The sequence below is a fragment of the Halobaculum sp. MBLA0147 genome, from assembly GCF_041361345.1.
Lineage (GTDB): Archaea > Halobacteriota > Halobacteria > Halobacteriales > Haloferacaceae > JAHENP01.
Genome location: NZ_JBGKAD010000001.1, coordinates 63,293 through 85,832 on the forward strand (window position 1 = coordinate 63,293; position 22,540 = coordinate 85,832).

Genomic DNA, 22,540 nt, shown 5'->3' on the forward strand with positions numbered 1-22,540 from the left:
TCCCGTCTGTGTCTCCGGCCCATCCGCTCCGGCCGATCTAGCGTACGGCCACTTAGAACTTCGTGTATGCTAAATAGAGGAAAACGAGGGTCGGGGTCGGAGGCGACGTGCTCGACTTCGGGAGCGCGTCGCGTCAGGCCTGCACGGACCGGAGCAGGCTCAGGAGTTCTTCGGCCTCGACGACGGCGGCGGCGAGCTCGGAGTCGCGGGGATCACGCCCCCCAGTGAAGGCGTCCGCGAGGCCCGCGACCGTCACCTGCACGCCCGTGACGTGGCCGCGCAGCGCCGTCGCCAGATCGTCGTCGGACAACGGCCGGTCCTCGGTGGGCGCGAGCGCGACCGTCCGCTCGGCCTCTCGCCCCCCGTGCGGGGAGACCACCGTCGGCTCGTCGCCCTCGACCACCGCCCGCGCCGTCTCCGGCTCCGGCCGCGGCCCGGCGTCGTCCGGAATCGGTCGTGGTTCCGCGTCGGTACTCCTTTCAGCGTCGGACTCGGAGTCTGTCATGCTGTTCCCACACAGCACCCCGGTAGGGCGTCCCTTCGCCCTGCCGTTCGGTACTGCTCCCGAGTGGCGAGTCCGGGGTGCCGTGTGCTACTTGCTTGGTGATGGGGGTAATTAGGTGTTTCGACTGATGGGTGTATAAATGCGTCTGAGGTGGGTCTTCCCTGGAAAGACGCGAAACCCGTCGCGCGTGCGTGTGCGCCCACGCGCGACTGCCGATTCGATCCACCACGTACGCGGGGTGTCTGGACACTGCTTCGTTCGGGAACTTCTCAAGCACGTGAGAGGTCTCGCAGTGGGTCGCAGGAGGTTCGGTGGATTCGCCGAAGAAATCACAGGAATTTGATACTTCGGCGGCTGGCGGCGCGCGCGAGGCGCGAGCGGAGCGAGCGCCACGCGTGCGAGGGACGAGCATCGAGCGGGGAGCGGAGCGACCCGCGAGACGCGCAGGAGGCTGGGGAGGGGTGAGGCGGTGCGGTGCTGTTCCGGGTGGGACAGAGAGGGGCGACGCGGTCCGCGACGCCGGCCGACGCAAGCACCGCAGCGACCGTAGGGAGCGAGGAGTGCGAGGCTCGAACGAAGTGAGAGCCTCGACAGTCGAGCGGGGAGTGAAACGACCCGCGAGACGCGCAGCGAGGCCCGCGAGCGGAGCGCGGCGGGGCTCTCACCTGTTGGTACCGCCACGCTCGTCTCCACGTACCACCGCAGAGAGTGAGAGTAGCGAGCGGAGCGCGGCGGGGCTCTCGGGTGGTGCCGTCCCCGCAGGTCCCCGACACACGGCCGATCCACCGACGCCTTTAGACGCCAGTGCCGAGACGATCCGCCGTGAACAGACGCACGGGATTCGGGCTGTCGATGCTCCTCGCGAGTCTCTGGGTCGGGCAGACGGCCCTCGGCGAGCCGGCCGTGGTCGCGGCGGCGGTGGGCGTCGTGGCAGTCGCACTCGCTGCGTTCGCGGGTGGCATCCTCACCGGCGTGATCGAACCCGAGCGCATCCCAGACGAGGAGATGAGCCGCCTCGCCACCGGGGCCTTCCTCACGCTGCTGGTCGTCGGCGGCGTCGCGCTGGCGCTGCTCGCCGTCGTGCGGTTCGGGTGATCAGAAGTGCCCCCGTGAGAGCCCGAACCACAAGCACGACACTCACTCCCGAGACACGCCCATTACGCGCTCGAGGACGACCGCCAACTCCGACTCCAACTCCGAGGCCTGTAGAATTCGGATCGACTCCTGTTCCTCCACCGACGGCGTCTCCTCGGTGTCGAGGTCGTCCGTCACGAGGACCCCGTTCCACCCGCTCCCGAACGGAGCCTCGTCGTCGTGGACGTACTCCCGGTCGTCACGCAGGAAGGCGACGTACTCCAGCGTCTCTTTGATCCCGCGTCTGATCGTCTCGCGTCGACTGGAGTACTTCACCTCCGCGATCAGGTACTCCGAGGTGTCCCCCGCCGTCACCTCCAAGACGATCACGTCGGGCCGGCCGGTCGCGCGGTACGTCGTCCCGTCGCCGAAGTAGTCGTCCGCGACGGCCTGTGCCTCCCGCTGGACTGCCTCCGTCCGCGACAGGTCGTCGCGATCCGTCCCGATCACGTCCGAGACGAAGTCGATTCCCCGGTCACGGGCGGAGTTGTCGTGGTACAACACGAACTCGCGGTCGCCGTCCTCCAACGCCGCCACCTCGTCGCGGCCGCGCTCGATGGTCCGGAGCGTGAACCGACCGTCGCTCAGTCGCTCGACGGTGCCGACGAACCGGAAGAGGACGTACAACTCGAACAGCGCGTGGTCGTCGTCGGGTGTGATCGCGGTGCGGTTCAACAACCGCCGCACGGCGTCCGGGTCACCCGCCAGCGTCTGCTGGTACCGCTCGACCAACGCGGCCGTCCGCCTGTAGATTCCCGTCCGCGACTGCTTGGCGCGTTCGAGCATCCGTGGCGTCGGTTCGTACGTCTCCGGGTCTCGAATCCGCGCGACGTGGACGTTGCGCTCGACGATCTCGGTCAGATCGTCGATCAGGTCCTCGTTGCCACGCCACGTCTCGCGGACCCACTCGTAGTCGTTCTCGAGGTACGACGCACACTCGGTCAGCGTGTCGTAGATCAGCGAGAGCAGTCGCTTCAACACGACGTTCTCGGCCGTGTCGTACGTCTCCGAGCGGTCGTCACAGACGAACAGTGCCGAGTCTCGCGGTGCACGGGAGGCGCGCGTCGTCAACGTCTCGCTCCAGTCGATTCGCCCCTCGACACTCCCGCGCGTGGTAGTGGTTCGCCGTTCCGTCTCCGTCTCGATCCGTCTGATCCCCGCCGGGAGGTCGCGCACGAACGCCACCACGTCTTCGTCGAGCACGAAGTGGAGTCGCAGGAGCATCTCGTAGTCGTCGAACCGGTCGTCGAGGCCCTCCGGGTGGAGCCGCTCTGCGAAGGCCGACTCCGGGAACCCACCGGCCATCACGTAACTCAACACGTCCTCCGTCAGCGTCTCCAGCAGCGCCGCCCTATCCATCGGGGCTCACCTGCAGGAACTCGCGAGCACGGGCCAGGAGTCGGTCGCGGTCGACGCCGTCCAGTGCTGCCAACTCCCTGACGACTTCGTCTCTGTCTCTAAGTCCCTCGAACTGCGGGAAGACGTACGCTGCGACGGCACTCGTCAGTGCCTCGCGACCGCCATCCTCCCCGACGTGTGCGAGTACGTCGCGGATGAGCGCCGGGCCGATCTGCCGTTCCGTCGTCTCGTTCGCGACACGCCACACGTCGGCAACGTCGGCGACGACCGACTCGCTTGGCTTCATCGACCACGTCTCTGCGTACGCCGCGACCAACTGGCGCCACTCATCCGTCGTCTCGGCTTCCGGAATCCCGACTTGGACGAACGCGAACCGCCGCATGAAGGCGTACGACATCTCGTACAGCGAGGTCTTGTCGTAGGAGTTCATCGTCCCGAACAGTCGCCACGATGCCGGCATCACGAACTCGTGTGGTTCCAGCGGTCCGTCCCAGTCGTCTCCCGGTCGCACCGCGACCTGCGTTCCCTCGACGGTGAACGGCAACTGCACGTCCTGCCCCGAGAGCAGCGTGAACAGTTGGCCGAACGACTTGTCGATGTCCGCGCGGTTGATCTCGTCGATGACGAGGATGTCGTTACGCTGTCGCCCGTCGGCGCGGAAACACGACAGCACCTGTCCGGGAGAGAACGACAGCTCCTCGCCGGTGCCCTCCTCGGGCATGTACCCGCCGACTGTCTCGAACGTGGACCAGTCGGCGGTGGCGGTCGTCGTCTGTGACCCGGTGTAGTACTCTGGGTGTGCCGCCGCCAGTTCCGACGCGACGGCCCGCGCGATCTCGGTCTTCCCGGTCCCCGGCGGCCCGACGAAGATGACGTGCTTGCCGGCACGGAGCGCGTCGTTGATCTCGCCGACGATCCGCTCGGCCATCTCCTCGGGGAAGTACAACCCGTCGAGGACCGCGTCCGACACGGAGAGTGATGGTGTCTCGGTCACGTCGATCGACCGGGTGCGCTCGAGCGCGTCGTCCAACTGTCGTTGTTCGCGGTCGTCCGTCTCTGCGCTGTCCGTCTCTCTGTCGAACACCTCCGGCGAGCCGTCGGGAGACCAGTAGACGAACTGTTCGACGGAGCCGAACCGATCCCGGATCGTCTCGACACCCTGGTCGTTCAGCGGCTGGAACCCGATGACGTAGCTGTTCTCGTAGCCTGCCATGTCGTGGACCGCACGCGAGTCGGCGTTGATCTCCACCGGATCGTCGAGGTACAACAGCTTCGTCCACGGGTCGTCTTCGTCGTGGTTCGGCCAGACGCGACGCCCGATCTCCTCGTTGATCTCCTTGTCGTTGACACGCGCCGCGTGTCTGTACTCCCCCTCCCTGTAGAACAGCAGGAAGTCTCCAGGCGTGATGTCGTCCCACGAAGAGACGGTCGTCCCCCAGAGTCGGACGGTGTCGCTGTGGAACGTCTTGTCTGTCAACTCGGCGAGGTCCGTCGCGGCTTCCCCCTCGATCACCGTCTTCTCGAAGTTCGAGTACGCCGCCTCGTTGGCGTAGGGAGCGAGGAAGATCCGAGAGCCGTCGTCGGTCATTCACAGTGACCACTCTGCCACCCGGTTTATATCTCCCGAATTGGACGATATCACCACACGAGTTTTCTACGAGAACGGGACCAGACGCTCCGTGATCCTCTCTCGTCACCCCGAGGTCGACTGTCGCGACTGCGGCGAGCGACTCTACGTCGGGCTGTCACCCGAGCCGTCGTGTTGGAAGGTCCACTACGTCTGTCGTCTGCCCGACGGCTGTGGTCGCGAACGGCGTGGGGGACGGATCGCAGTCTCGGCGGTCGACTCCAGAGACGAGGCACGACGACTGGCGGAGCGGAGACTCTCGGCTGAACGGTGACCTGCGGGCTCGGAGAGCGAGACTCTCGCCGTGTCTCGAGGTGTACGACGTACTCTCTCGCAATGTCGCACTTACCACAGAAACTGGTACACGTCCTGCGCCCACGGCCGTCGTCGACGCCGGTCGGCTTGCGCCTCGCGGCTCACGGGCCACGGTCACACAGGCTCCACGCAGTACCCTCGCTCACCCGACGACACACCCCGACACCACTTCAGTCTAGGGGGAACCGACACTCCACGACACCGCAACACCACCCGACGCAGACGCGGACGCCGTCTGACGCAACGTTTGAATCCCGCGAGACACGACGGCTACGGTGTGACGACAGTGTGTCTCGTCGGCGACGCCGACACGGACCTGCGGCGCGAACTCCTCTCGCGGGAGACGGCACGCGAGGCGTTGCTCCCGTACGATCTCTACAGTCCCTTCGCGAACACGGTGGCGTTAGACACCGTGAGTCTCGGCGCGGCGGTGGCGCTGTGTAACGACCTCGACTGGTACCTCGTGCGGTTCGTCGACGACGTGTTGATCCGGGAGCCCAGTGTCGACGACGCGGAGTGGCTCTCGCGGGAGCTGGCGGAGGCGATCCGCAACGAACGCGTCGCACCCGCCGACACCGGGCGGCACCTGCGGGTGTACGGCCGCCGCGAGGATCGCCTGCTCGACCCGATGTACCTCGCACGGACGCACGACACCCACCCGAGCTACGACCTCCACGACGTCGACGACACCGTCGTCGTCCGCGTCACCGAGAGCGAGTTCTCCGACCCCGACTGAGACGGTACCCACGGCGACCCGGACCTCCCGCGCCGAGCGTCCCGAGGAGCCGCCACCACCCACCTCTCACTCGAAGTGACGGTCGATCTCGCGGCGCGCCTCCCGACTCACCTCGCGTTCGGCGCGCAACATCGCGCGCCGAGCCTCCTCGGTGAAGTCGACGTGGAACGCCGGCAGCGTCGAGCCGAGCAACCCGCCGACACCCGGGAGTACGTCGCCGGGGTCGACCTCCGTGCCGAAGGCGAAAGCGTCGGGGAACCGCTCCAACGGCGCGGTGAACTCGAAGTGCTCGTCGACGAACTCCTCGGCCGTCTCGCGGTCGAACGTCGCCTCGACGGCCGGCCAGAACGCCGACTCGTCGGCGGCGACCAGCGGCGCGACGGCGTCCCCCAGCCCGCGCTGGCGCTCCAACAACGCAGCCTCGATCTCGTCGCGCCGCCCCGGCGAGAGGTCCTCGCGCAACGCAGCGACGTAACGGTCCCGTGCGAGCACCCGGTCGGCGTAGGCGTCGAACGGCTCGTCGCTCTCGACGGCGTCGAGCACCGCCTCGAACTGCGCGAGGATGTCCGTCCGGTAGGCACGCAACTCCGGACGGACCACGTCGCGTTCGACCGCGCGACTGTTCGACAGCAGGCGATCGACCGCCCCCGGCGGACCGCCGCTCCCACGGAGGGCGTTCCCGACGGCGAACGCCGAGGCCGTCGCCTCGATGGCGTCGTCGACGAACCGCTCGAACCCGGACTCCACTGCTGCGCGTGTCACACGACCGCCTCCGAGCGCACCGTGCTTGGCACTTGTGCCCACTGCGACCCCGCCACTACACCGCGGCCCCCGAGACGCGACACGACGACGGCCGAGACGCGACACGACGACGGCCGAGACGCCACGAGGTGACCTCGAACCCTCCGTTGTGTCGAACGATTCACACGTTCAACCTGCCGAGACGGCCGTGAGACGACGAGAGCCGCCGACGGTGCCAGAACCCGGCGCGTTCGGCCGGTTCTCGCCGTCACACGGGGCGACACCGCCCCACAGGTTTTAAATAACCCCCTCGTCAAGACCGAGTAGATGCCGAGAGTCGAGCTGAACGTTCCGGAGCACTTGGAGATGCAGATCGCGCAGATGGTGGAGGAGGGGGAGTTCGTGGATCGCGAAGAGGCGATCGAGGAACTGCTCTCCACGGGGCTGAAGGCGTTCAAGACGAGCGGTCCCCAAGACGAGGAACCCGGCGAGCCGAGCGGGTTCGAAGACGACGGGATGATGGGCCACGACGACGAGTACGTCTTCTGACACCCACTGTCCTCGCGCGCCGTCGCCACCGCGGTGAGTCGCGACGCCGCCGGTGGGGACACCGTCCCCGCGTGGACACGACACCCCCGCCACACACCCCACACGCGAGCCTCTGTGACCGGTTCCCGGACAACGCTTAAATCGGAAACTCTCGTGGGTTCGGCTATGCACAAGGACGAACTGCTGGAGCTCCACGAACAGATGGTGACGATCATGGAGCAGTTCCGCGACCACGACGACGTCGACGGGTCGCTGTTCGACCCGTACGACGAGTTGGAGGTCGACCCCTCGCACGTCCACAAGTCCAAGAGCGAACACAAACACGCCGTCTTCGTCCTCGGGAACGCCCTCGCGACGGCGATGTCCGAAGACGAGTTCTCGAACGCCGGCCGCGTCGGCAAGCGGATGGAGGAACTCGCCGAGGACGCCGAAGACAAGGTCTGACTGCCGCACTACCGCCGCGCCGCCACCACACCACCGCACCACTGCGCCGCCACCACACAACCGTACCGCCGCGCCACCACCACCGCACCACTGCGCCGCCACCACACAACCGTACCGCCGCACTTCTGCTAGCGCATCACAGTCGCACGTCTCGTGTCCCGTCTGACTCGGGGGCCGTGTCCGTTCGGCCGCGCGTCGAGTCCGTGCCCATATCACGACCCGGACCCAAGCGACGGCGATGACCGGCACGGATCCGAACCGGAACACGCTGTGGGGCCGCGCCGTCGCGGAGGAACTCGTCGCGGGGGGCGTCTCGGCCGTCTGTGTCACGCCCGGCTCGCGCTCGACACCGTTGACGGTCGCCGTCGCGCGCCACGAGGACCTCCACGTCTTCTCACACCTCGACGAGCGCTCGGCGGCGTACTTCGCGCTGGGTCGAGCCCGTCGCACCGGCGAGCCGACGCCGCTGATCTGTACCTCCGGCACCGCCGCCGCCAACTACTACCCGGCCGTGATGGAAGCCGACCGAGCCCGCGTCCCACTGCTCGCACTGACGGCCGACCGCCCACCCGAGTTGCGCGACTCCGGCGCGAACCAGACTGCCGACCAGGAGAAACTGTTCGGCGACGCCGTCCGCTGGTACCGCGACCTCCCGGAACCGGAGGCCACCGAGCGGAAACTCCGCCGTCTCCGGACGGACGTGGCGCGTGCCGTCCGCGAGTCCACCGGCACCCCCGCAGGTCCAGTCCACCTCAACGTCCCGTTCCGGAAGCCGCTCGAACCGACGCGGGTCCCCGACGACGTGCCCGCGGACCTCGAGGAGGTGGCCGCACACGGTCGTGTCGAGGGGCGCGAGCGCAGCCCGTACGTCGCGACCACGGAGGGGCACGTCACACTCGACGACCGCGACGTGGCCGCGGTCGCGGAGGCGCTGTCCGTCGAACGCGGGTTGATCGTCGCCGGGCCAGCGGACCCGCCGGGTCCCGATCCGGAGGCGATCACCACACTCGCCCACCGGACCGGGTTCCCGGTGCTCGCGGACCCGCTCTCGGGACTCCGGTTCGGCTCCGCGACCCGCGTCGCGCCGATCTGTGGGGGCTACGACGGCTACCTCGCCGGCGACGCGACCGCCGACTGGCCCGATCCCGAGGTCGTCTTCCGCTTCGGAGCCTCGCCCACCTCGAAGCCGCTGCGGCGCTACCTGGCAGCGGCCGACGCCGACCAGTTGGTCGTCGACCCCGCCGGTGGGTGGCGCGAGGCGGAGTTCACCGCCACGGATCTGATCGTCGCGGACCCCTCGCGGCTCGCCGTCGCCGCGGCGCGTCGCGTGAGCGGCCCCGACTCGACGGCGTGGCGGACCCGCTGGGAGACGGCCGAGGCGGCCCACTGGGAGACCGTCGCGGACGAGGAGCGCCCGTTCGAGGGGCGCGTGCTCGCGGACGTGGCCGAGTTGGCGCCGGAGCCGACGACGCTGTTCGTCTCGAACTCGATGCCGGTGCGTGATCTCGACCGCTTCGCCGAACCCGCGGCGCGCTCGCTCACCGTCCTGGGGAACCGCGGCGTCTCGGGGATCGACGGGATCACCTCCACCGCGCTCGGGGCGGGGTCGGCGACGACGGACGACCTCACGCTCGTGACGGGCGACTTGGCGTACTACCACGACACGAACGGGCTGCTCGCGCTCGGCCGGTGTGACGTGGATGCGACGGTGGTGGTGATCAACAACGACGGCGGTGGGATCTTCCACATGCTCCCCATCGAGGCGTTCGACCCGCCGTTCACCGAGCAGTTCGTCACGCCACACGGCCTCGACTTCGCTGCGACGGCGGAACTGTACGACCTCTCGTTCGCCCGCGTCGACGGCGAGGACCGCGACGAGTTCCGCGAACTGTACGAGGAGGCGACGACGAGCGACGGGAGTCACGTGATCGAGGTCCAGACGGACGCCGAGGCGAGTCACCGCGTCCGCGAGGAGTTGACGCGTGCGACCGCCGACGCCGTCCGCGAGCGGATCGACGGGGACTGACGGACGGGCGTACTCGCCTCACGAGCGGCCCTGTCCGCGAAGTCGACCGTCCGCTACCACGTGACGACGAACGCGAACGCCTCGTCGTCTGCCGGCCGTGTCGACTCGAACTCTACGACCGGTGGTGACTCGGTGACCTCGACGACACCCTCGACGGCGCCTCTGACGAGTGGCTCGGGGTAGGTGTGCTCGCCGAACGCCGCGACGCGGTGGCGACGCTCGCCCACCCGCTCGCGGCGGTACTGGCCCGCCCGGTCTGGATCGAACGACCGGTGAACCGCCGCGTGTTGCTCGCGCAGTGTCGCGAACCCACTCTCGAAGTCGGTCCGACTCGTGATCTCCTCGTTGCGGTCGACCATCTCCTCGCCAGCCCGCGTGACCGTCGTCTCGCCGGCGGCCTCGACCATCGACGACAGTGCGCTCGCGAACGCGCCGGTGTCGTACGTCTCGCTCGGCTCTGGGGACTCGATCCCGGCGTCGGCCAGAATCTCCTCCGCGCGACTCTCGAACACCGGTGACACCTCTGCGACACTGTCGAGGACGGCACACACGTACCGCCCTTCGATACGCGTCTCCGACATATCCATGATGTACGACCGTGATAATTAGTATCTGTCGGCCGGTCACTCCAACCGGTACCGCAACAGCGCCGCCACCCCACCGAGGTTCGACAACTGCTGGCCGGGCTGGAACTCCGCGGAGAACACCGTCACGTCGCCGCCCTGCTGTTCGACCGTCTGGATCAGCTCGTTGGCGTCGATCTCCCAGTCCCCCTCGTCGCGCCGCTCCGAGCGGAGCCGCTCGTCGAGCAACAACAGCGTCTCGACCGCGCCGAACTCCGCGGCCTCCATCGTCGCCTCGGGGCCGTACGTCGCCTTCGCCCCCTCGGCGATCCGCTCGGTCAACGCGTCGATCAACTCCGCCTCGCGGGCGATCCGCGTCTCCTCGCGCACCTCGTCGACCGCACCGCGTTTCAGCACCTCGTGGACACCCCGGTCGCCGATCCCCGAGGTGTCGACGGTACTGATCCCGTCGGCGAGATCCGTGTACTCCTCCTCGAAGTAGTCCAGTGCGTCCCGCTTCGTGAACCCCGGCCCGGCGAGGATCACCGCCTCCACGTCCAACCGCGCCAGCGCGTCGCCCAACTCCGCGAACAGCTCCTCACGTGGGCGAGCGAACTCACCCTTGCCGGTGGGTTTCGTCAGGGAGACGTACTCCTCCGTGCCGTACTCCTTCACGAGGTGGACTGCGGCGGCGCCCTCCTCGACGGTCGCGACGGCGACCTCGGGGGCGTCCGTCGCCGCCGCCGCCTCCGCGAGGCGCTCCGTCTGGTCGGCTTTGAACTCCTTCTCGACGGTGATCTCCGTGTTCGCCTCGACGTTGAGCGTGTGGTGGTGACCGATCTGGTCCTCGCGGGAGGCGTCGACGATCTCGCCGCCGACACGCAGACGGTTGGCGAACCGGGCGAACTCCACGTCCGAGACGGCGATGGTGACGTGTATGTGTTCGCGCTCGCCGCCGGTGTCGCGGAGGTCGTCGTCCTGCCGCTGGATGCGGCGGGTCGTGTCACCCTCCACCAGATCGCCCGGCTCCAACACGTGCGAGAGGTGCCACAGGTCGTCGGTCGTCTCGGGGACGACCAGTCGTCGCTCGCGGCCGTCCTCGCCGTAGCCGCGCGGCTCCGTTCTCATACGCTCGACTCCGAGGGGCGACTACAAGGGTGTCGTGGTTCGTGCGTCACTCGGTCTGCGCTCAGATCGACCACGTCGACGAGCGACGTGTTCGAACGGATCGCCTCGTCGGCCGATGTCGCTCGAACGGCCTCGGAATCGACCGCCGCCTCACTCCGTCCGCTCGGCACTCGACGTGTACCCCGGCGGCGGTGGGAGTTCGACGACCTCTACGTCCGTCGTCTCGCGGTCGTGGGGCACCGTCGCGCGCAACTCCATCTTCAGCGCGTGGTCGCCGCCGACCACGTCACTCACGCCGACCATCACGGTCGCCGGCAGTTCCGGCGGGTCGAAGTGCTCGCGACACGCCGCGCCGATTTCGAACTCCGCCTCCGGGAGCAGGTCCTCGCGGACGTAGTGCCGAATCGCCGTCACGTCGCGTAGGTCGCCGTCACAGTACCGCGACAGGAACTCCTCGGCGAACGACAGCCCGCGGTCGGCCTGCGCTCGCGGGTCGTCGCCGGGTGGCACGAACCCGTCCAGTTGCACGCGGTCGTGGTCCGCGTGGCGTGTCCGCACGGCCGTCGCGGCGACCGCGTCGTCACCTCTGTCCGCTCGCCTGAACACTGTCTTCTCCACGGTCGAACCTGTCAGGGTGTGCGTATCAATCTCGGGGTCACGACGACGCCTCCCGTCGACGAGTCTCGCCGCGGACCGACGTGGTCTCGTACATCGCCTAGACCACTCTCGACACCACGACACAGTCTCACGTCCACCACGAGAGCGTCTCCCACGTCCCCACGAGACTTACGACTGCCTTCACAAACCGACGGAACGTGACACACGCACTCACGTACGACCGGGACCCGGCGGCGGTCTTCGCCGACTGCCGAGACCGGGGGCGGCTCCCGCGCAACGACGCCTTGGAGTTGATCGTCCTCGAACGACTGCTCGACGACGCCGACGTGACCGTCGGCGAGACGTACCAGAAGGCCGCGCTGAACGACCGCCTCGACGACGCCTTCGACGACGCGACGGTCCGCCGCGAACTAGTGAACCTCGGTTACCTCCAGTACGACAACACGACCAACGAGTACACCGTCGTCAAGACGCGCCTCTCGGAGGCCGAGATCCGGGACACGACGCGACTCGCCGACCACGCGCGTGATCTCGGGGTACTCGACTGACTCGCCCGAGTATCTCGACCGATCCGCCCGGTTCTTCGACTGACTGTGCCAACTTCGTTCCCTACACCCCGAGCAGGTCGCTGCCACCCGGCGGGAGGAACTCCTGGATGCGGTCGGCGGAGGCGACCTTCCGGACGAACGACTGGTCGGCGAACCGGGACTTGAGCTCGCGGTAACACTTCACCGCGGCGTCGTTCTGCGCGAACCGCCCCGGCTCCAGTTCGATCGTCGTCGCTGCGCGCTCCTCGACGGCGCTCGGCGGTCCACCGATCACGCGGGTCACGTCCTCCGCCTGCACGCCGATCGCCACCCGCGCGGGCACGTCGCGGAAGTACGTCCGGTCCCCGCGGATCGCGAACCCACCCTTCTCCAGGTACTCCCCGCTCTCGGGGGTCTTCGACACCTGGTCCGGCGTGACGACGTAGGCGTCGCCGGCACCACGACCGTCCTTCCACACCGAGGAGTACGACACCGCGAACTGCGCCGCCTCGCGGCGACTCTGTTCGGGAATCTCCACGTCGCGCGACGGCTCGCTCGGGCCGGTGGCCTTCAACACCGTCACCGGCCCGCCGTGGGCCTGCGAGTGGAAGAACAGGTCGTTGCTGGAGAGGTACTTCTTCACGATCGCCTCGTTCTGGTCGGCGTTGCGGCCGCCGATCACGAGGAAGTCGTCGGAGGTGTGGAACCACCGGAACTCCTCGTACCACTCGTCGGTCGTCCGCAGCGGGATCGACGGCTCCGAGAGCCAGTCCGTCTCCCCCTCCTCGGCGTCGTCGTCCTCGTCGCTCGACTCCGCGACCTCGTCGTCCGGCACGCCGTCGGCCTCCTCCCAGCGCCGCTTGCGTTCCTTCACCGCCTCCAGTTCCTCGAGGGTGTCCTCGATGGCCGCCTGTGCGCCCTCCTTCTTCTCCTCGACGCGTTTCGCCTCGCGGTAGAGCCGGTCGGCGTTCTTCTCGACGCCGTCGGCCACGCGCAGTGTCGCCGTCGTGTCGCCCAACGCGACCGTCACGGTCCCCTCGGAGCCGTCCACGCCCGTGACCGCCTCGGCGGCCGCGATGCCGCGTTCGGCGCCCGCCGCGAGCGTCTCCTCGATGTCGTCCCACGACTCGCCGGCCTCGCGCGCCTCGCGGACCGTCGTCAACACCTCGTCCGCGAGGTCGTAGTTGGCGTACAGCGCCTCCGCCCGCTCGCGTTCCGCCTCCGCTTGCGCCTCGAAGTCCTCGATGGCACCCCGTTGTTGCTCGACGATCCGCTCCTGTTTGGCGATCTCCGACTCGAAGTCCGGCCGCTGGGGTTTCGTGTCGTCGTCGCCGCTCTCGTCGTCCGCGTCGAGTCGGTGGTAGTACTCGTCGAGGGCGGCGTCGAAGTCGTCGAACGCCGTCGCGTCGAGGGCGGCGTGTTCCTCCAGCGGGAGCGGCGTCACGTCGACGACGGTGCCGTCGTCCTCGTACAGTCGCGGCTCCAACTCGCCGGCCCGCAGCCGCTCGCCCAGCCGGTCGACGGCGTCGTACAGCGCCCGGAACTGCTCGTCGGTCGCGTCGGCGATGTCCAGCGTCTTCTCGACCCCCGCCCGTGTACAGATCTCTTCGCCGTACAGCCCACCGAAGTTGAGTTGGGTGGCGAGCGTCCGCACCACGTCGGTGTCGGAGTCGGCCATCTCGGCACGGAACCGCTCGAAGGACACCTCCAGCGGGTGGATGCGCGAGGCGGGGTACTCGTAGGTCGCCCCCGGCGCCACCGTCCGGGACTTCAGCCGGACGGTCTCGAGACTCCGCAACACCTCGCCGTGTTCGTCCAACACCGCGACGTTGCCGTCGCCGAACAGCTCGGTGACGAGCGTGGTGTCTCCGTCGGGGCGGGTGAACTCCAACCGGACGATCCGGTCGAACTCGAACTGGGAGACGCCGGCCAACTCGCCGCCGGCCATCCGCGACCGGAGGGTCTTGGCGAACTCCGGCGGGCGGTCCGGCGCGGCGGGGACACGGTCCGGATCGGAGACGTGCACCCGCTTGCGGTCGCCCACCTCCAGCAGCAACTCGACGCGCCCGTGGTCGTAGTGGCGCAGTTTCAGCCGCACCAGGTCGTCGCCGTAGAGGTACGCCTTGTCGACCTTCGCGCCCTCGTAGCGGGAGAGTTCCCCGACGACGGCCGCGATGTCGACGCTGGTCATCTCGCGCTTCTGGTCCATACGGGTCTGTACGCCCGTGGGTGGTTTCTGCGTTCCGGGACGGAGGCGTCGCGCAGTCGGATCGGAGCCGTCACACCCCACGACACGAGCGTCGATCCACCCCAGGGTGGAGTGACCGACCGACCCCAGGGTGGAGTGACCGACCGACCCCAGGGTGGAGCGGCCGACGGCGCGAGAGGAGGCGAGTGGGTGGAGGAGCGGGGCGACGAGTCGACTACGGAGCCCTCCGTAGCCGTCACGAGTGGGATTTTTGTCGCTCCCTGCGGAGAGAGACACGATGGAGTCACTGCGGACGCGGTTCGGACTCGGATCGGACGAGGCGCTCTCGTGGGCACTGTACGACTGGGCGAACTCCGCGTTCGCGACCACCGTCCTGGCGGCCGTGTTCCCCATCTACTACGAGTCGGTGATCGGCGGCGGGCTCCCGGGGAACCTCGCGTCGGTGTACTACGGGTACACGACCGCGATCGGACTCGCGTTGGTCGCGCTCGCCTCGCCGGTGTTGGGCGCCGTCGCGGATCACTACCGAGCGAAGAAGCGGTTCCTCGGTGCGTTCGTGGCGTTGGGTGTGGTCGCGACCGCCGGCCTCTACACGACCGGTCCCGGCGACGTGCTCCTCGCGTCCGGGCTGTTCGTCGTCGCCAACGTCGGCTTCGCCGGCGCGAACGTGTTCTACGACTCGCTGCTGTCACACGTCGACACGGGTGACATCGACGCACTGTCGACGGCAGGGTACGCGCTCGGGTACGTCGGTGGTGGCCTCCTCCTCGTGGTGAACCTCGCGTGGGTGTTGCGACCGGCTACGTTCGGATTTCCGGGGACACGGGCGGCCACGAGAGCGGCCCTCCTCTCCGTCGCCGTCTGGTGGACGGTGTTCTCCGTCCCGCTGTTCCTCCGCGTGTCCGAACCGGATCCCGGCGACGGTTCGCGGACGACGACACGGGGGACCCCGGTGGTAACCGGCTTCGCGCGACTCCGGACGACACTCGGCGACGTACGGGAGAACCGCGACCTCCTGCTGTTCCTCGGGGCGTTCCTGTTGTACGCCGACGGCATCGGGACGATCATCCGGATGGCGAGCGTCTACGGCTCCGAGATCGGGATCGGACAGACTGGCATCGTCGGTGCCCTCGTGTTGGTACAGTTCCTCGGGGTCCCGTTCGCGTTCGCCTTCGGATCGCTCCCACGGCGGCGACTCCCCGTCCTCGGTGGGATCGAGATGTCGACCAAACGAGCGTTGTACGTCGGGTTGGCGGTGTACACCGGAATCTCCGTCGGTGGGTTCTTCATGACGGAGACGTGGCACTTCTGGGTGTTGGCGGCCGCGGTCGCGACGGTGCAGGGTGGGACACAGGCCTTGTCGCGGTCGCTGTACGCGACGTTGGTACCCGACACACAGTCTTCGGAGTTCTTCAGCTTCTTCTCCATCTCCTCGAAGTTCGCGGGTATCGCCGGTCCGGCGCTGTTCGCCTTCGTCGGCCAGCTCACGGGGTCGAGTCGCTTCAGCATCGTCGCCTTGGTCGTCTTCTTCGTCGGTGGTGCGGTCCTGTTGTCGCGCGTCGACGTGGAGACGGGCCGTGCGACCGCACGCGAGATCGAGGCGGCGGCGAACCGGAGTGGCGACGGCGCGGCCGGCGGCCCAGCCGGGGTGGGTGACTCGTGACAGACACGTCGCGGTCGGCCGACGACCCCACAGAGCCACCACTCGACGACGCCCACGACGACGCCGACGGGCCAGTGCTCGCCGCCGACGTGCCGCCGGTGCCGGACGCCGCCGTCCGGATCGTGACGTACAACGTCCGGTACGCGCAGTTGGACGAGGGAGCGGCCGCGTGGGACGACCGCCGCGAACGCGTCGCCGCACAACTGCGGGCGCTCGCCCCCGACGCCGTCGCGCTCCAGGAGTGTTGGTACGGACAACTGGAGGACCTACTCGACCGCCTCGACGGCTACGAGGCCGTCGCCTTCCCCGACGAGAACGGCGCACACACGCCGATCCTGGTGCAGGCGGGGCGTCTCGGCGTCGTGGACGGCGGCGTCTACGGGGTCGCACCGGACGGCGAACTCGGAGTCGTCGCGTGGGACGCCAGCTACCCGCGAGTCGTGACGCGGGCCACCCTCCGAGTCCGTGAGCCCGCCGCCGAGACGGAGGGGGAGGAGACGACTCCGACACTCGACCTCCACTCGGTCCACTTAGACCACGAGGGTGCCGAGGCGCGCCGCGAGGGGGCACGGGTGGTCTGCGAGCGACTCGCCGACGGGCCGGCGGTCGTCGCCGGCGACTGCAACTGTCTCCCGGACTCCCCGCCGTACCGCGTGTTCACAGAGGAGTACGGCCTCGCGGACTCGCGTGCGGTAGCCGCCTCGGTCGCCGGACCGGCGGAGACGTACGTCGGCTTCGGCGGCAGGGCGGTCGACGAGGACGGGGCGCCACGGGCGAAGCGACTCGACTACGCGTTCTGTCGTGGCGTCTCCGTCCGCGCCCATCGGACCGTCCAGAGCGCCCGCCCGCCGGCCGAGCGCCCCTCCGACCACCGGCCGGTGGTCGTCGACCTCCGAATCGACGGCGACTCGTCGTAGCCTCTCTCGCCTGCCGGAGAGGACTCGCGGCGTAGCGGTAGCGTCTCCGCAACGCAGCGGGGGCGTCACCGCAGTGCCGCGGTGGCGTCTCAGGCCAACTCCGCGAGCGCGAGCAGGACGCTCGGGACGACGAGGAGGACCACACCGACGAGCATCAGTCCGGCCGGGAGGAAGAGCAACCCGGCGTCGGTCAACAGCCACAGCCCCAGTCCCCCGAGTAGCGCGACGAGTCCCAGCAGCCGGAGGACGGTGGTGACGATTCCTTCCAGCCCACTGTCCGCGAGCAGGTCGACCACGTCCAGTATCTCGTCCATCGGTCGGGTCGTGTGCTCTCGGGTTGACGTATCTTGTGCCCGCCGCGAGTGTCGTCGGGATCGCGGGCGTCGCCGGGCGCCCGCACGCACGACCCCCGCCGACGGACGAGCGGTCTCAGACCGCGAACTCGTACAGCTCGTCGCCGACGTGGTGGACGGACTCGACGACCTTCCCTTCGTCGCCGGCCATCTCGTCGCCGTCGACGAGCGCGCGGCCGACGGCGAGCACCTTCCCGTGGCTCTCCTCGGCGATCACGACCAGATCCCCCTCGGCGATCCCGTCGTCGGCCTCGGTGATCCCCGGGCGCATCACGTCGGCGCCGTCGGAGACGAACGACACCGCGCCCGCGTCGACGGTGACGGTCCCCGTCTCCGGGGGGTACTCGTTGGCCCCGCGGACGGTGAGGAACGGGTCCTCGTCGACGTACAACACGGCCGGCTCGTCGTCGACGAGCACCAGGTCGAACGGCGAGTCGGTCAACTCCACCAGTTCGAAGCTGTCGGCGTCGAGTGTCACCCCGAGCCGGTCGGCGAGTCGCTCGCGGATCTCGTCGATCTCGTCCGACCGGAGGTGGTGACGCGACTTCACGTCCATACCGATCTGTCGGACCGGTCCGCGCATAAATCGCCCGCTCTCGCGCTGTGTGTCGCCACCGCGGTGTGCTGTTTTTGTCCTCCTCCCGTCGCGTTCGGTCGTCCACGCCGATCACCGGCGACCTCGGCCGGAGCCGGTAAGCCATAAGTCGACGGGGAGCGGAGGAGGTCGTATGTTCGGCTCCGGCCGGGACCAGGCGGACGACGACGTGTTCTGTATCGCTTGTGGCGAGCGCGTCCCCCGGGGCGACGCACGCGAGTACGACAAGGAGGGTGACCGGTGGAACAGACACGGCAAGGAGTTCGAGTTCCTCTGTGTCGACTGTCACGGCGAGTTGTGTCACCAGCCGCGCGACGAGTTGGAGGCGGTGTTGTGTGACGTAGAGGCGGTGACGCCGGACGCCGCCTCCAGCGAGACGTTCGCCGCCGCCTACCAGCGCGAGGTGCTCGACCGCTACGGCGACCCCGAGACGGAGCGGCGCGACGCCGACACCGACACCGACCGCGACTCGCGGCGGTGACGGACGAGGCGGTACCGGCCCGTTCTGCAGCGATACCGGCGGCAGACGCCGTTCCACTCTGGTGGCACACGAGCCCCGAAGTCACTCGCCGTCCGTCGTGTCCCACGCCTCGGGCCACATTCCGGCGGCGCGCATCCCCGGCTCGTAGTCGTTCTCCACGAACGCCGTCCGGAGCGCCTCGGTCTCCACCCGCGGGAACGACCGCTCACCGGCGGCGAGTTCGCGGATCGCGACGGCGGTCAACATCCCGTGTTCGCGGACGTTGCGCGTGTCCACCTTGTCCAGGGTGTCCGCCTCCGTGTGGCCCCAGCCGCGACCGCCGCCGACGCCGCCGTCCGCGCCCTCGCTCGTCGCCGCGGCCGGGTCGTCGGCCCGCGAGTGGAGTTGCAGCGCCGGGACGCCACGCCGGACGAACGGCCACTGGTCGGAGAACGGGTGCGGCTCCGACACCACGTCGACCGGGTGGCAGGTCGTCGTCGCCACCTCGCGTGCCACGTCTGCCGTCGCCTCGGAGGTGTGGGTCATCGCGACGAGGTTCCGGAACCGTCCCGCCCCGTCGACGTTACACACCGCCGCGACACCCTCGAGGTCGAGGCGGTCCGCCAGCGCCTCCGCGCCCAACAGCCCGACCTCCTCGCAGCCGACGGCGGCGAACCGCACTTCGCGGTCCAACTCCGCGTCCGCCGCCGCCAGCACCCGCGCGGCCGTCACTAACGTCGCGATCCCACAGCCGTTGTCGAGTGCACCCTCCGCCACGTCGTGGGCGTCGTAGTGTGCGACGGCCAGCACCGCGCGGTCGCTCTCCGGGCCGAGCCGTCCGAGCACGTTCTGGCTCTCTCCCGGCGTCGTCGTCGCGTCCACGTCGAGCGTGACCCGCGTGGGTGCGTCGTCGCCGTCACTCCCGGCTCGTTCGGTTCCGGTTCCGGCTTCGGTTCCGGTTCCGGCTCCGGTTCCGTCCCCCACCGCCGCTCCGCCCCGGTGGCCGACGTGTGGGCGCTCGTCCCCGCTCGACACGGATCGGTCGGAGTCGGCCAGCGCGCGGAGCCGTTCCCCAGTCTCGTAGCTGACGCCCGCGGCGGGAACCGGTGCCTCCTCGCCGAACCGCAGCGACCCGGTCGGCGGCAGTTGCCCACGGACGTGGTTCGCGAACAGGAACCCGGCCGCGCCGGCCTCGACCGCCGTCCCGTACTTCTCCATCCGGTGGAGGAACCGAGAGCCGGCGGGGGTCGTCGTGCTCGCGACGACGACCGCACCGTCGACGTCCGCGGCCGCGATCTCGTCGGGCGTCCCGTACCCCACGTCGACCACGGGGCCAGTCACGGTCCCTGCCGGGGAGTACGGCAACGCGATCGCGGGCGGCGAGCGACCCGCCTCCTCGATCGCCAGCGTCGTCTCGCCGCGCTTCCACGCGGCGGCGTCGAACGGCCTCGTCTCCACGTCCGCGAGGCCGGCGTCTCGGAACGCGTCCGCGACGATCCCGGCCGCCTCCCGTTCGCCCGGCGACCCACCCATCCGATCCGGCAGTCCGGTCAACGCGGTGAGAAACTCCGCCGGCTCGTCGTCCGTCCACGCCCGCCCGAGTGCGGCAGCGAACTCGTCCATGCACCTCGTGACAGTCCACGGAGTGATAAACGACGGGCCGGCGGCAGGCTCGCAGTCACAGCGGTGACGGGTCCCCCCTCGGCACTGGAGGGTGAGCGGCGGTGTACCGACTCCGGAAGGTGAGCGGCGGTGTACCGACTCCGGAAGGTGAGTTTCAAGTCCGGTGCCGGCGAACCGACACACATGACTCCCGAAGCCGGCGACCGCGTCCGCGTCGAGCGGGCGGGCGTGACCGACGAGGGCGTGGTGATGCCCTCCAGCGACGACGAGCGGTTCGTACTCAAACTCGAGGGCGGGTACAACGTCGGCGTGGACCGTGCCGACGCCGAGGTAGAGGTGCTGGATCGCGGCGTCTACGACGTGGGCGGCGACGACACCGACACCGGTGCCCGCTCGGAGATCGACTTCGACGAGGACCTCCCGGAGATCGCGCTGATCTCCACGGGTGGAACCATCGCCTCCACCGTCGACTACCGCACCGGCGCGGTGACGGCCCAGTTCGACGCCGAGGACGTACTCCGAGCGGTGCCGGACCTGGCCGGGCGGGCGAACTACACCGGTCGCGTCGTCGCCAACATCCTCTCGGAGAACATGGAGCCGCCGATCTGGCAGGACCTGGCGGCGGCGGTCCGCGAGGAGATCGAGGCCGGCGCGGACGGCGTCGTCGTCATGCACGGCACCGACACGATGCAGTACTCCGCGGCGGCGCTGTCGTTCGTCCTCGACACGCCCGTCCCGGTGGTGTTCACCGGGAGCCAGCGCTCGGCGGACCGCCCCTCCTCGGACAACGTCGTCAACGCCGTCTGTGCCGTCGAGGCGGCCAAGAGCGACTGTGCGGAGGTGCTCGTCTGTATGCACGCCGACGAGACGGACGACGGCTGTGCGCTCCACCGCGGCACGCGCGTCCGGAAGAACCACACCTCGCGGCGCGACGCCTTCGAGACGGTCGGCGGCGAGCCGCTCGGGCACGTCGCCTACGACCCCGACGGCGTGAGCGTCGACCTCCGAGACGACGCCGACTACGAGACCCGACCCGAGGAACGGCCGGAGACGGTCCCCGCCGCACCCGACCTGGAGTCCGAGGTGGAACTGCTGAAGTTCACGCCGGGGATGGACCCCGCCGCGTTGGACTACCTCGAGGAGAAGGCGGGCGTCGTGATCGAGGGGACGGGGCTCGGCCACGTCCACACGGACCTGATCCCGCGGGTCGCCGAGTTGGTCGACGACGGGACGACGGTCGTGATGACGAGTCAGTGTCTGGCGGGCCGCGTCTGTGACCGCGTGTACGACACGGGTCGCGACCTGCTGTCGGCCGGGGTCGTCGAGGCCGGGGACACGCTGCCGGGCACCACCCTGGTGAAACTGATGTGGGCGCTCGCGAACCGCGACGACGCGGCCGCCGTAGAAGAGACGATGCAGACCGATCTCGAGGGCGAGTTGACGGAGGAGAGTCAGCCGTGGCGGTGAGTGACCACGAGGACGCCTCGGGCCCGGAGATCGAGATCCGACAGGCCCGCCCCGAGGACACGGAGGCGGTCGTCGCGTTCACCCGCGAGACGTGGAGCGACCGCGAGGGAGCCAGCGACTACATGCCGGAGACGTTCCCGCGGTGGGTCGAGACGGACGGCCCCACGCAGCGGACGTTCGTCGCCGACGTGGACGACGGCGCGGACGTGGCCGGGGTGTTGCAGGGCGTGCTGCTCTCGGAGACGGAGGCGTGGGCACAGGGGATGCGTGTCAATCCGGACTACCGCGGCGAGGGACTCTCGCCGCGACTCTCGCGGGCGGTGTTCCGGTGGGCCCGCGAGCAGGGAGCGACGGTGGTCCGGAACATGGTGTTCTCGTGGAACGTCGCCGGCCTCGGACAGTCGCGCTCGGTCGGCTTCGAGCCGGCGACGGAGTTCCGGTGGGCGATGCCGGAGCCGGACGCCGACGCCGAGCCCGCACTCCAGGTGACGGCGGACCCGGCCGCGGCGTGGTCGTTCTGGTCGGACGGGGCCGCTCGCGACCACCTCGGCGGGCTCGCGCTGGACTTCGAGGAGTCGTGGTCGATGTCGGAACTCCGCCGCGAGGACCTGCGGCGGGCAGCCGACGACGACCGGCTGCTGGTGGTCCAGTCCGAGGGGACGCGGGCGTTCACGGTCCGCTCGGAGGTGAGCGACCGCGACGACGAGGACGGCGAGACGACGACGCAGGCGGTGTACGCGGTCGGCGCCTGGGACTCGACGGCGGCCGCGGACGCGCTGTTCGACGCCGTCGCACGCGACGCGGCCGGTGAGGGTGCAGACGTGGTGCGCGTCCTGATCCCCGAGGGTGTGCGGTGGGTCAGCGACGCCGCCGCGGTGCGGTGTGGCGTCTCCGACGAGCCCGACTTCGCGATGCGGGCCGACCTGACCGATCCAGCCGTCCTCGGTGAGGACTGATTGACACCCGGGTGACCCCTCGCCC

Annotated in this window: 23 protein-coding genes; 12 read left to right on the forward strand and 11 right to left on the reverse strand. The window is 69.3% G+C overall.

Annotated elements, in window-relative coordinates; genetic code table 11:
* Positions 1-133: 133 nt before the first annotated feature.
* A complete protein-coding gene (locus RYH80_RS00315; RefSeq protein WP_370901866.1) occupies positions 134-505 on the reverse strand; it encodes a hypothetical protein in 372 nt (123 codons plus the stop codon).
* 822 nt (positions 506-1,327) lie between these two features.
* Here RYH80_RS00315 and RYH80_RS00320 point away from each other — a divergent pair.
* Positions 1,328-1,600: a hypothetical protein gene (locus RYH80_RS00320; protein ID WP_370901867.1), complete on the forward strand. Its 273-nt coding sequence runs from the start codon at positions 1,328-1,330 to the stop codon at positions 1,598-1,600.
* A gap of 42 nt (positions 1,601-1,642) precedes the next feature.
* Here RYH80_RS00320 and RYH80_RS00325 read toward each other — a convergent pair whose 3' ends face one another.
* Both RYH80_RS00325 and RYH80_RS00330 read right to left on the reverse strand, forming a co-directional pair.
* Positions 1,643-2,998, reverse strand: coding sequence for a hypothetical protein (locus tag RYH80_RS00325; RefSeq protein ID WP_370901868.1), 1,356 nt, complete (start codon positions 2,996-2,998; stop codon positions 1,643-1,645).
* The gene (locus tag RYH80_RS00330; RefSeq protein WP_370901869.1) at positions 2,991-4,586 is read right to left on the reverse strand and encodes an AAA family ATPase; all 1,596 of its coding nucleotides are present in this window, start codon (positions 4,584-4,586) and stop codon (positions 2,991-2,993) included. Before RYH80_RS00330 ends, RYH80_RS00325 begins: the two co-directional genes overlap by 8 nt.
* Positions 4,587-4,677: 91 nt before the next feature.
* On the opposite strand from RYH80_RS00330, the gene RYH80_RS00335 reads away from it, so the two are divergent.
* On the forward strand, positions 4,678-4,899 hold the full coding sequence (locus RYH80_RS00335) for a hypothetical protein (RefSeq protein WP_370901870.1): 222 nt from the start codon (positions 4,678-4,680) through the stop codon (positions 4,897-4,899).
* Positions 4,900-5,217: 318 nt separating this feature from the next.
* Entirely contained in the window at positions 5,218-5,676 is a 459-nt protein-coding gene (locus RYH80_RS00340; RefSeq protein WP_370901871.1) for a DUF5804 family protein, read from the forward strand.
* 66 nt (positions 5,677-5,742) lie between these two features.
* On the opposite strand, the gene RYH80_RS00345 is transcribed toward RYH80_RS00340, so the two are convergent.
* Positions 5,743-6,438, reverse strand: a complete 696-nt coding sequence (locus tag RYH80_RS00345; RefSeq protein ID WP_370901872.1) for a hypothetical protein — start codon at positions 6,436-6,438, stop codon at positions 5,743-5,745.
* A 306-nt stretch (positions 6,439-6,744) separates the two neighbouring features.
* Between RYH80_RS00345 and RYH80_RS00350 the strand changes: the two genes are divergently transcribed.
* From RYH80_RS00350 to menD, 3 genes are all read left to right on the forward strand, one after another.
* Positions 6,745-6,966, forward strand: a complete 222-nt coding sequence (locus RYH80_RS00350) for a DUF7120 family protein (protein ID WP_370901873.1) — start codon at positions 6,745-6,747, stop codon at positions 6,964-6,966.
* Between the two features lie 165 nt (positions 6,967-7,131).
* A complete protein-coding gene (locus tag RYH80_RS00355) occupies positions 7,132-7,410 on the forward strand; it encodes a UPF0058 family protein (protein WP_370901874.1) in 279 nt (92 codons plus the stop codon).
* 238 nt (positions 7,411-7,648) lie between these two features.
* Positions 7,649-9,436: a 2-succinyl-5-enolpyruvyl-6-hydroxy-3-cyclohexene-1-carboxylic-acid synthase gene (menD, locus tag RYH80_RS00360; RefSeq protein ID WP_370901875.1), complete on the forward strand. Its 1,788-nt coding sequence runs from the start codon at positions 7,649-7,651 to the stop codon at positions 9,434-9,436.
* 53 nt (positions 9,437-9,489) lie between these two features.
* Here menD and RYH80_RS00365 read toward each other — a convergent pair whose 3' ends face one another.
* From RYH80_RS00365 to RYH80_RS00375, 3 genes are all read right to left on the reverse strand, one after another.
* Positions 9,490-10,017 (reverse strand): hypothetical protein, encoded by a 528-nt coding sequence (locus tag RYH80_RS00365; protein WP_370901876.1) that lies wholly within the window; start codon positions 10,015-10,017, stop codon positions 9,490-9,492.
* Between the two features lie 42 nt (positions 10,018-10,059).
* Positions 10,060-11,127, reverse strand: coding sequence for an mRNA surveillance protein pelota (locus tag RYH80_RS00370; RefSeq protein WP_370901877.1), 1,068 nt, complete (start codon positions 11,125-11,127; stop codon positions 10,060-10,062).
* Positions 11,128-11,277: 150 nt separating this feature from the next.
* The gene (locus tag RYH80_RS00375; protein ID WP_370901878.1) at positions 11,278-11,745 is read right to left on the reverse strand and encodes a hypothetical protein; all 468 of its coding nucleotides are present in this window, start codon (positions 11,743-11,745) and stop codon (positions 11,278-11,280) included.
* A gap of 197 nt (positions 11,746-11,942) precedes the next feature.
* On the opposite strand from RYH80_RS00375, the gene RYH80_RS00380 reads away from it, so the two are divergent.
* Positions 11,943-12,293 carry a DUF2087 domain-containing protein gene (locus RYH80_RS00380; RefSeq protein ID WP_370901879.1) on the forward strand — a complete coding sequence of 117 codons (351 nt, stop codon included), beginning with the start codon at positions 11,943-11,945 and terminating at the stop codon, positions 12,291-12,293.
* Between the two features lie 61 nt (positions 12,294-12,354).
* Here the strand turns inward: RYH80_RS00380 and rqcH are convergent, their stop codons facing one another.
* Positions 12,355-14,481 carry a ribosome rescue protein RqcH gene (gene rqcH, locus RYH80_RS00385; RefSeq protein ID WP_370901880.1) on the reverse strand — a complete coding sequence of 709 codons (2,127 nt, stop codon included), beginning with the start codon at positions 14,479-14,481 and terminating at the stop codon, positions 12,355-12,357.
* Between the two features lie 277 nt (positions 14,482-14,758).
* Between rqcH and RYH80_RS00390 the strand changes: the two genes are divergently transcribed.
* Both RYH80_RS00390 and RYH80_RS00395 read left to right on the forward strand, forming a co-directional pair.
* The gene (locus RYH80_RS00390; protein WP_370901881.1) at positions 14,759-16,144 is read left to right on the forward strand and encodes an MFS transporter; all 1,386 of its coding nucleotides are present in this window, start codon (positions 14,759-14,761) and stop codon (positions 16,142-16,144) included.
* Positions 16,141-17,061: an endonuclease/exonuclease/phosphatase family protein gene (locus RYH80_RS00395; protein ID WP_370901882.1), complete on the forward strand. Its 921-nt coding sequence runs from the start codon at positions 16,141-16,143 to the stop codon at positions 17,059-17,061. Before RYH80_RS00390 ends, RYH80_RS00395 begins: the two co-directional genes overlap by 4 nt.
* A gap of 89 nt (positions 17,062-17,150) precedes the next feature.
* Here the strand turns inward: RYH80_RS00395 and RYH80_RS00400 are convergent, their stop codons facing one another.
* Positions 17,151-17,375: a hypothetical protein gene (locus tag RYH80_RS00400; protein WP_370901883.1), complete on the reverse strand. Its 225-nt coding sequence runs from the start codon at positions 17,373-17,375 to the stop codon at positions 17,151-17,153.
* Between the two features lie 115 nt (positions 17,376-17,490).
* Complete coding sequence (locus RYH80_RS00405) at positions 17,491-17,970, reverse strand: RNA-binding protein (protein WP_370901884.1); 480 nt, start codon at positions 17,968-17,970, stop codon at positions 17,491-17,493.
* A 172-nt stretch (positions 17,971-18,142) separates the two neighbouring features.
* On the opposite strand from RYH80_RS00405, the gene RYH80_RS00410 reads away from it, so the two are divergent.
* Positions 18,143-18,490 carry a DUF7562 family protein gene (locus RYH80_RS00410; RefSeq protein WP_370901885.1) on the forward strand — a complete coding sequence of 116 codons (348 nt, stop codon included), beginning with the start codon at positions 18,143-18,145 and terminating at the stop codon, positions 18,488-18,490.
* Positions 18,491-18,571: 81 nt separating this feature from the next.
* Here the strand turns inward: RYH80_RS00410 and RYH80_RS00415 are convergent, their stop codons facing one another.
* Entirely contained in the window at positions 18,572-20,092 is a 1,521-nt protein-coding gene (locus tag RYH80_RS00415; protein WP_370901886.1) for a M28 family peptidase, read from the reverse strand.
* Positions 20,093-20,275: 183 nt separating this feature from the next.
* On the opposite strand from RYH80_RS00415, the gene gatD reads away from it, so the two are divergent.
* Positions 20,276-21,559: a Glu-tRNA(Gln) amidotransferase subunit GatD gene (gene gatD, locus RYH80_RS00420; RefSeq protein ID WP_370901887.1), complete on the forward strand. Its 1,284-nt coding sequence runs from the start codon at positions 20,276-20,278 to the stop codon at positions 21,557-21,559.
* Positions 21,550-22,515, forward strand: coding sequence for a GNAT family N-acetyltransferase (locus tag RYH80_RS00425; RefSeq protein ID WP_370901888.1), 966 nt, complete (start codon positions 21,550-21,552; stop codon positions 22,513-22,515). The genes gatD and RYH80_RS00425 overlap by 10 nt, the downstream gene beginning before the upstream one ends.
* Positions 22,516-22,540: the final 25 nt, after the last annotated feature.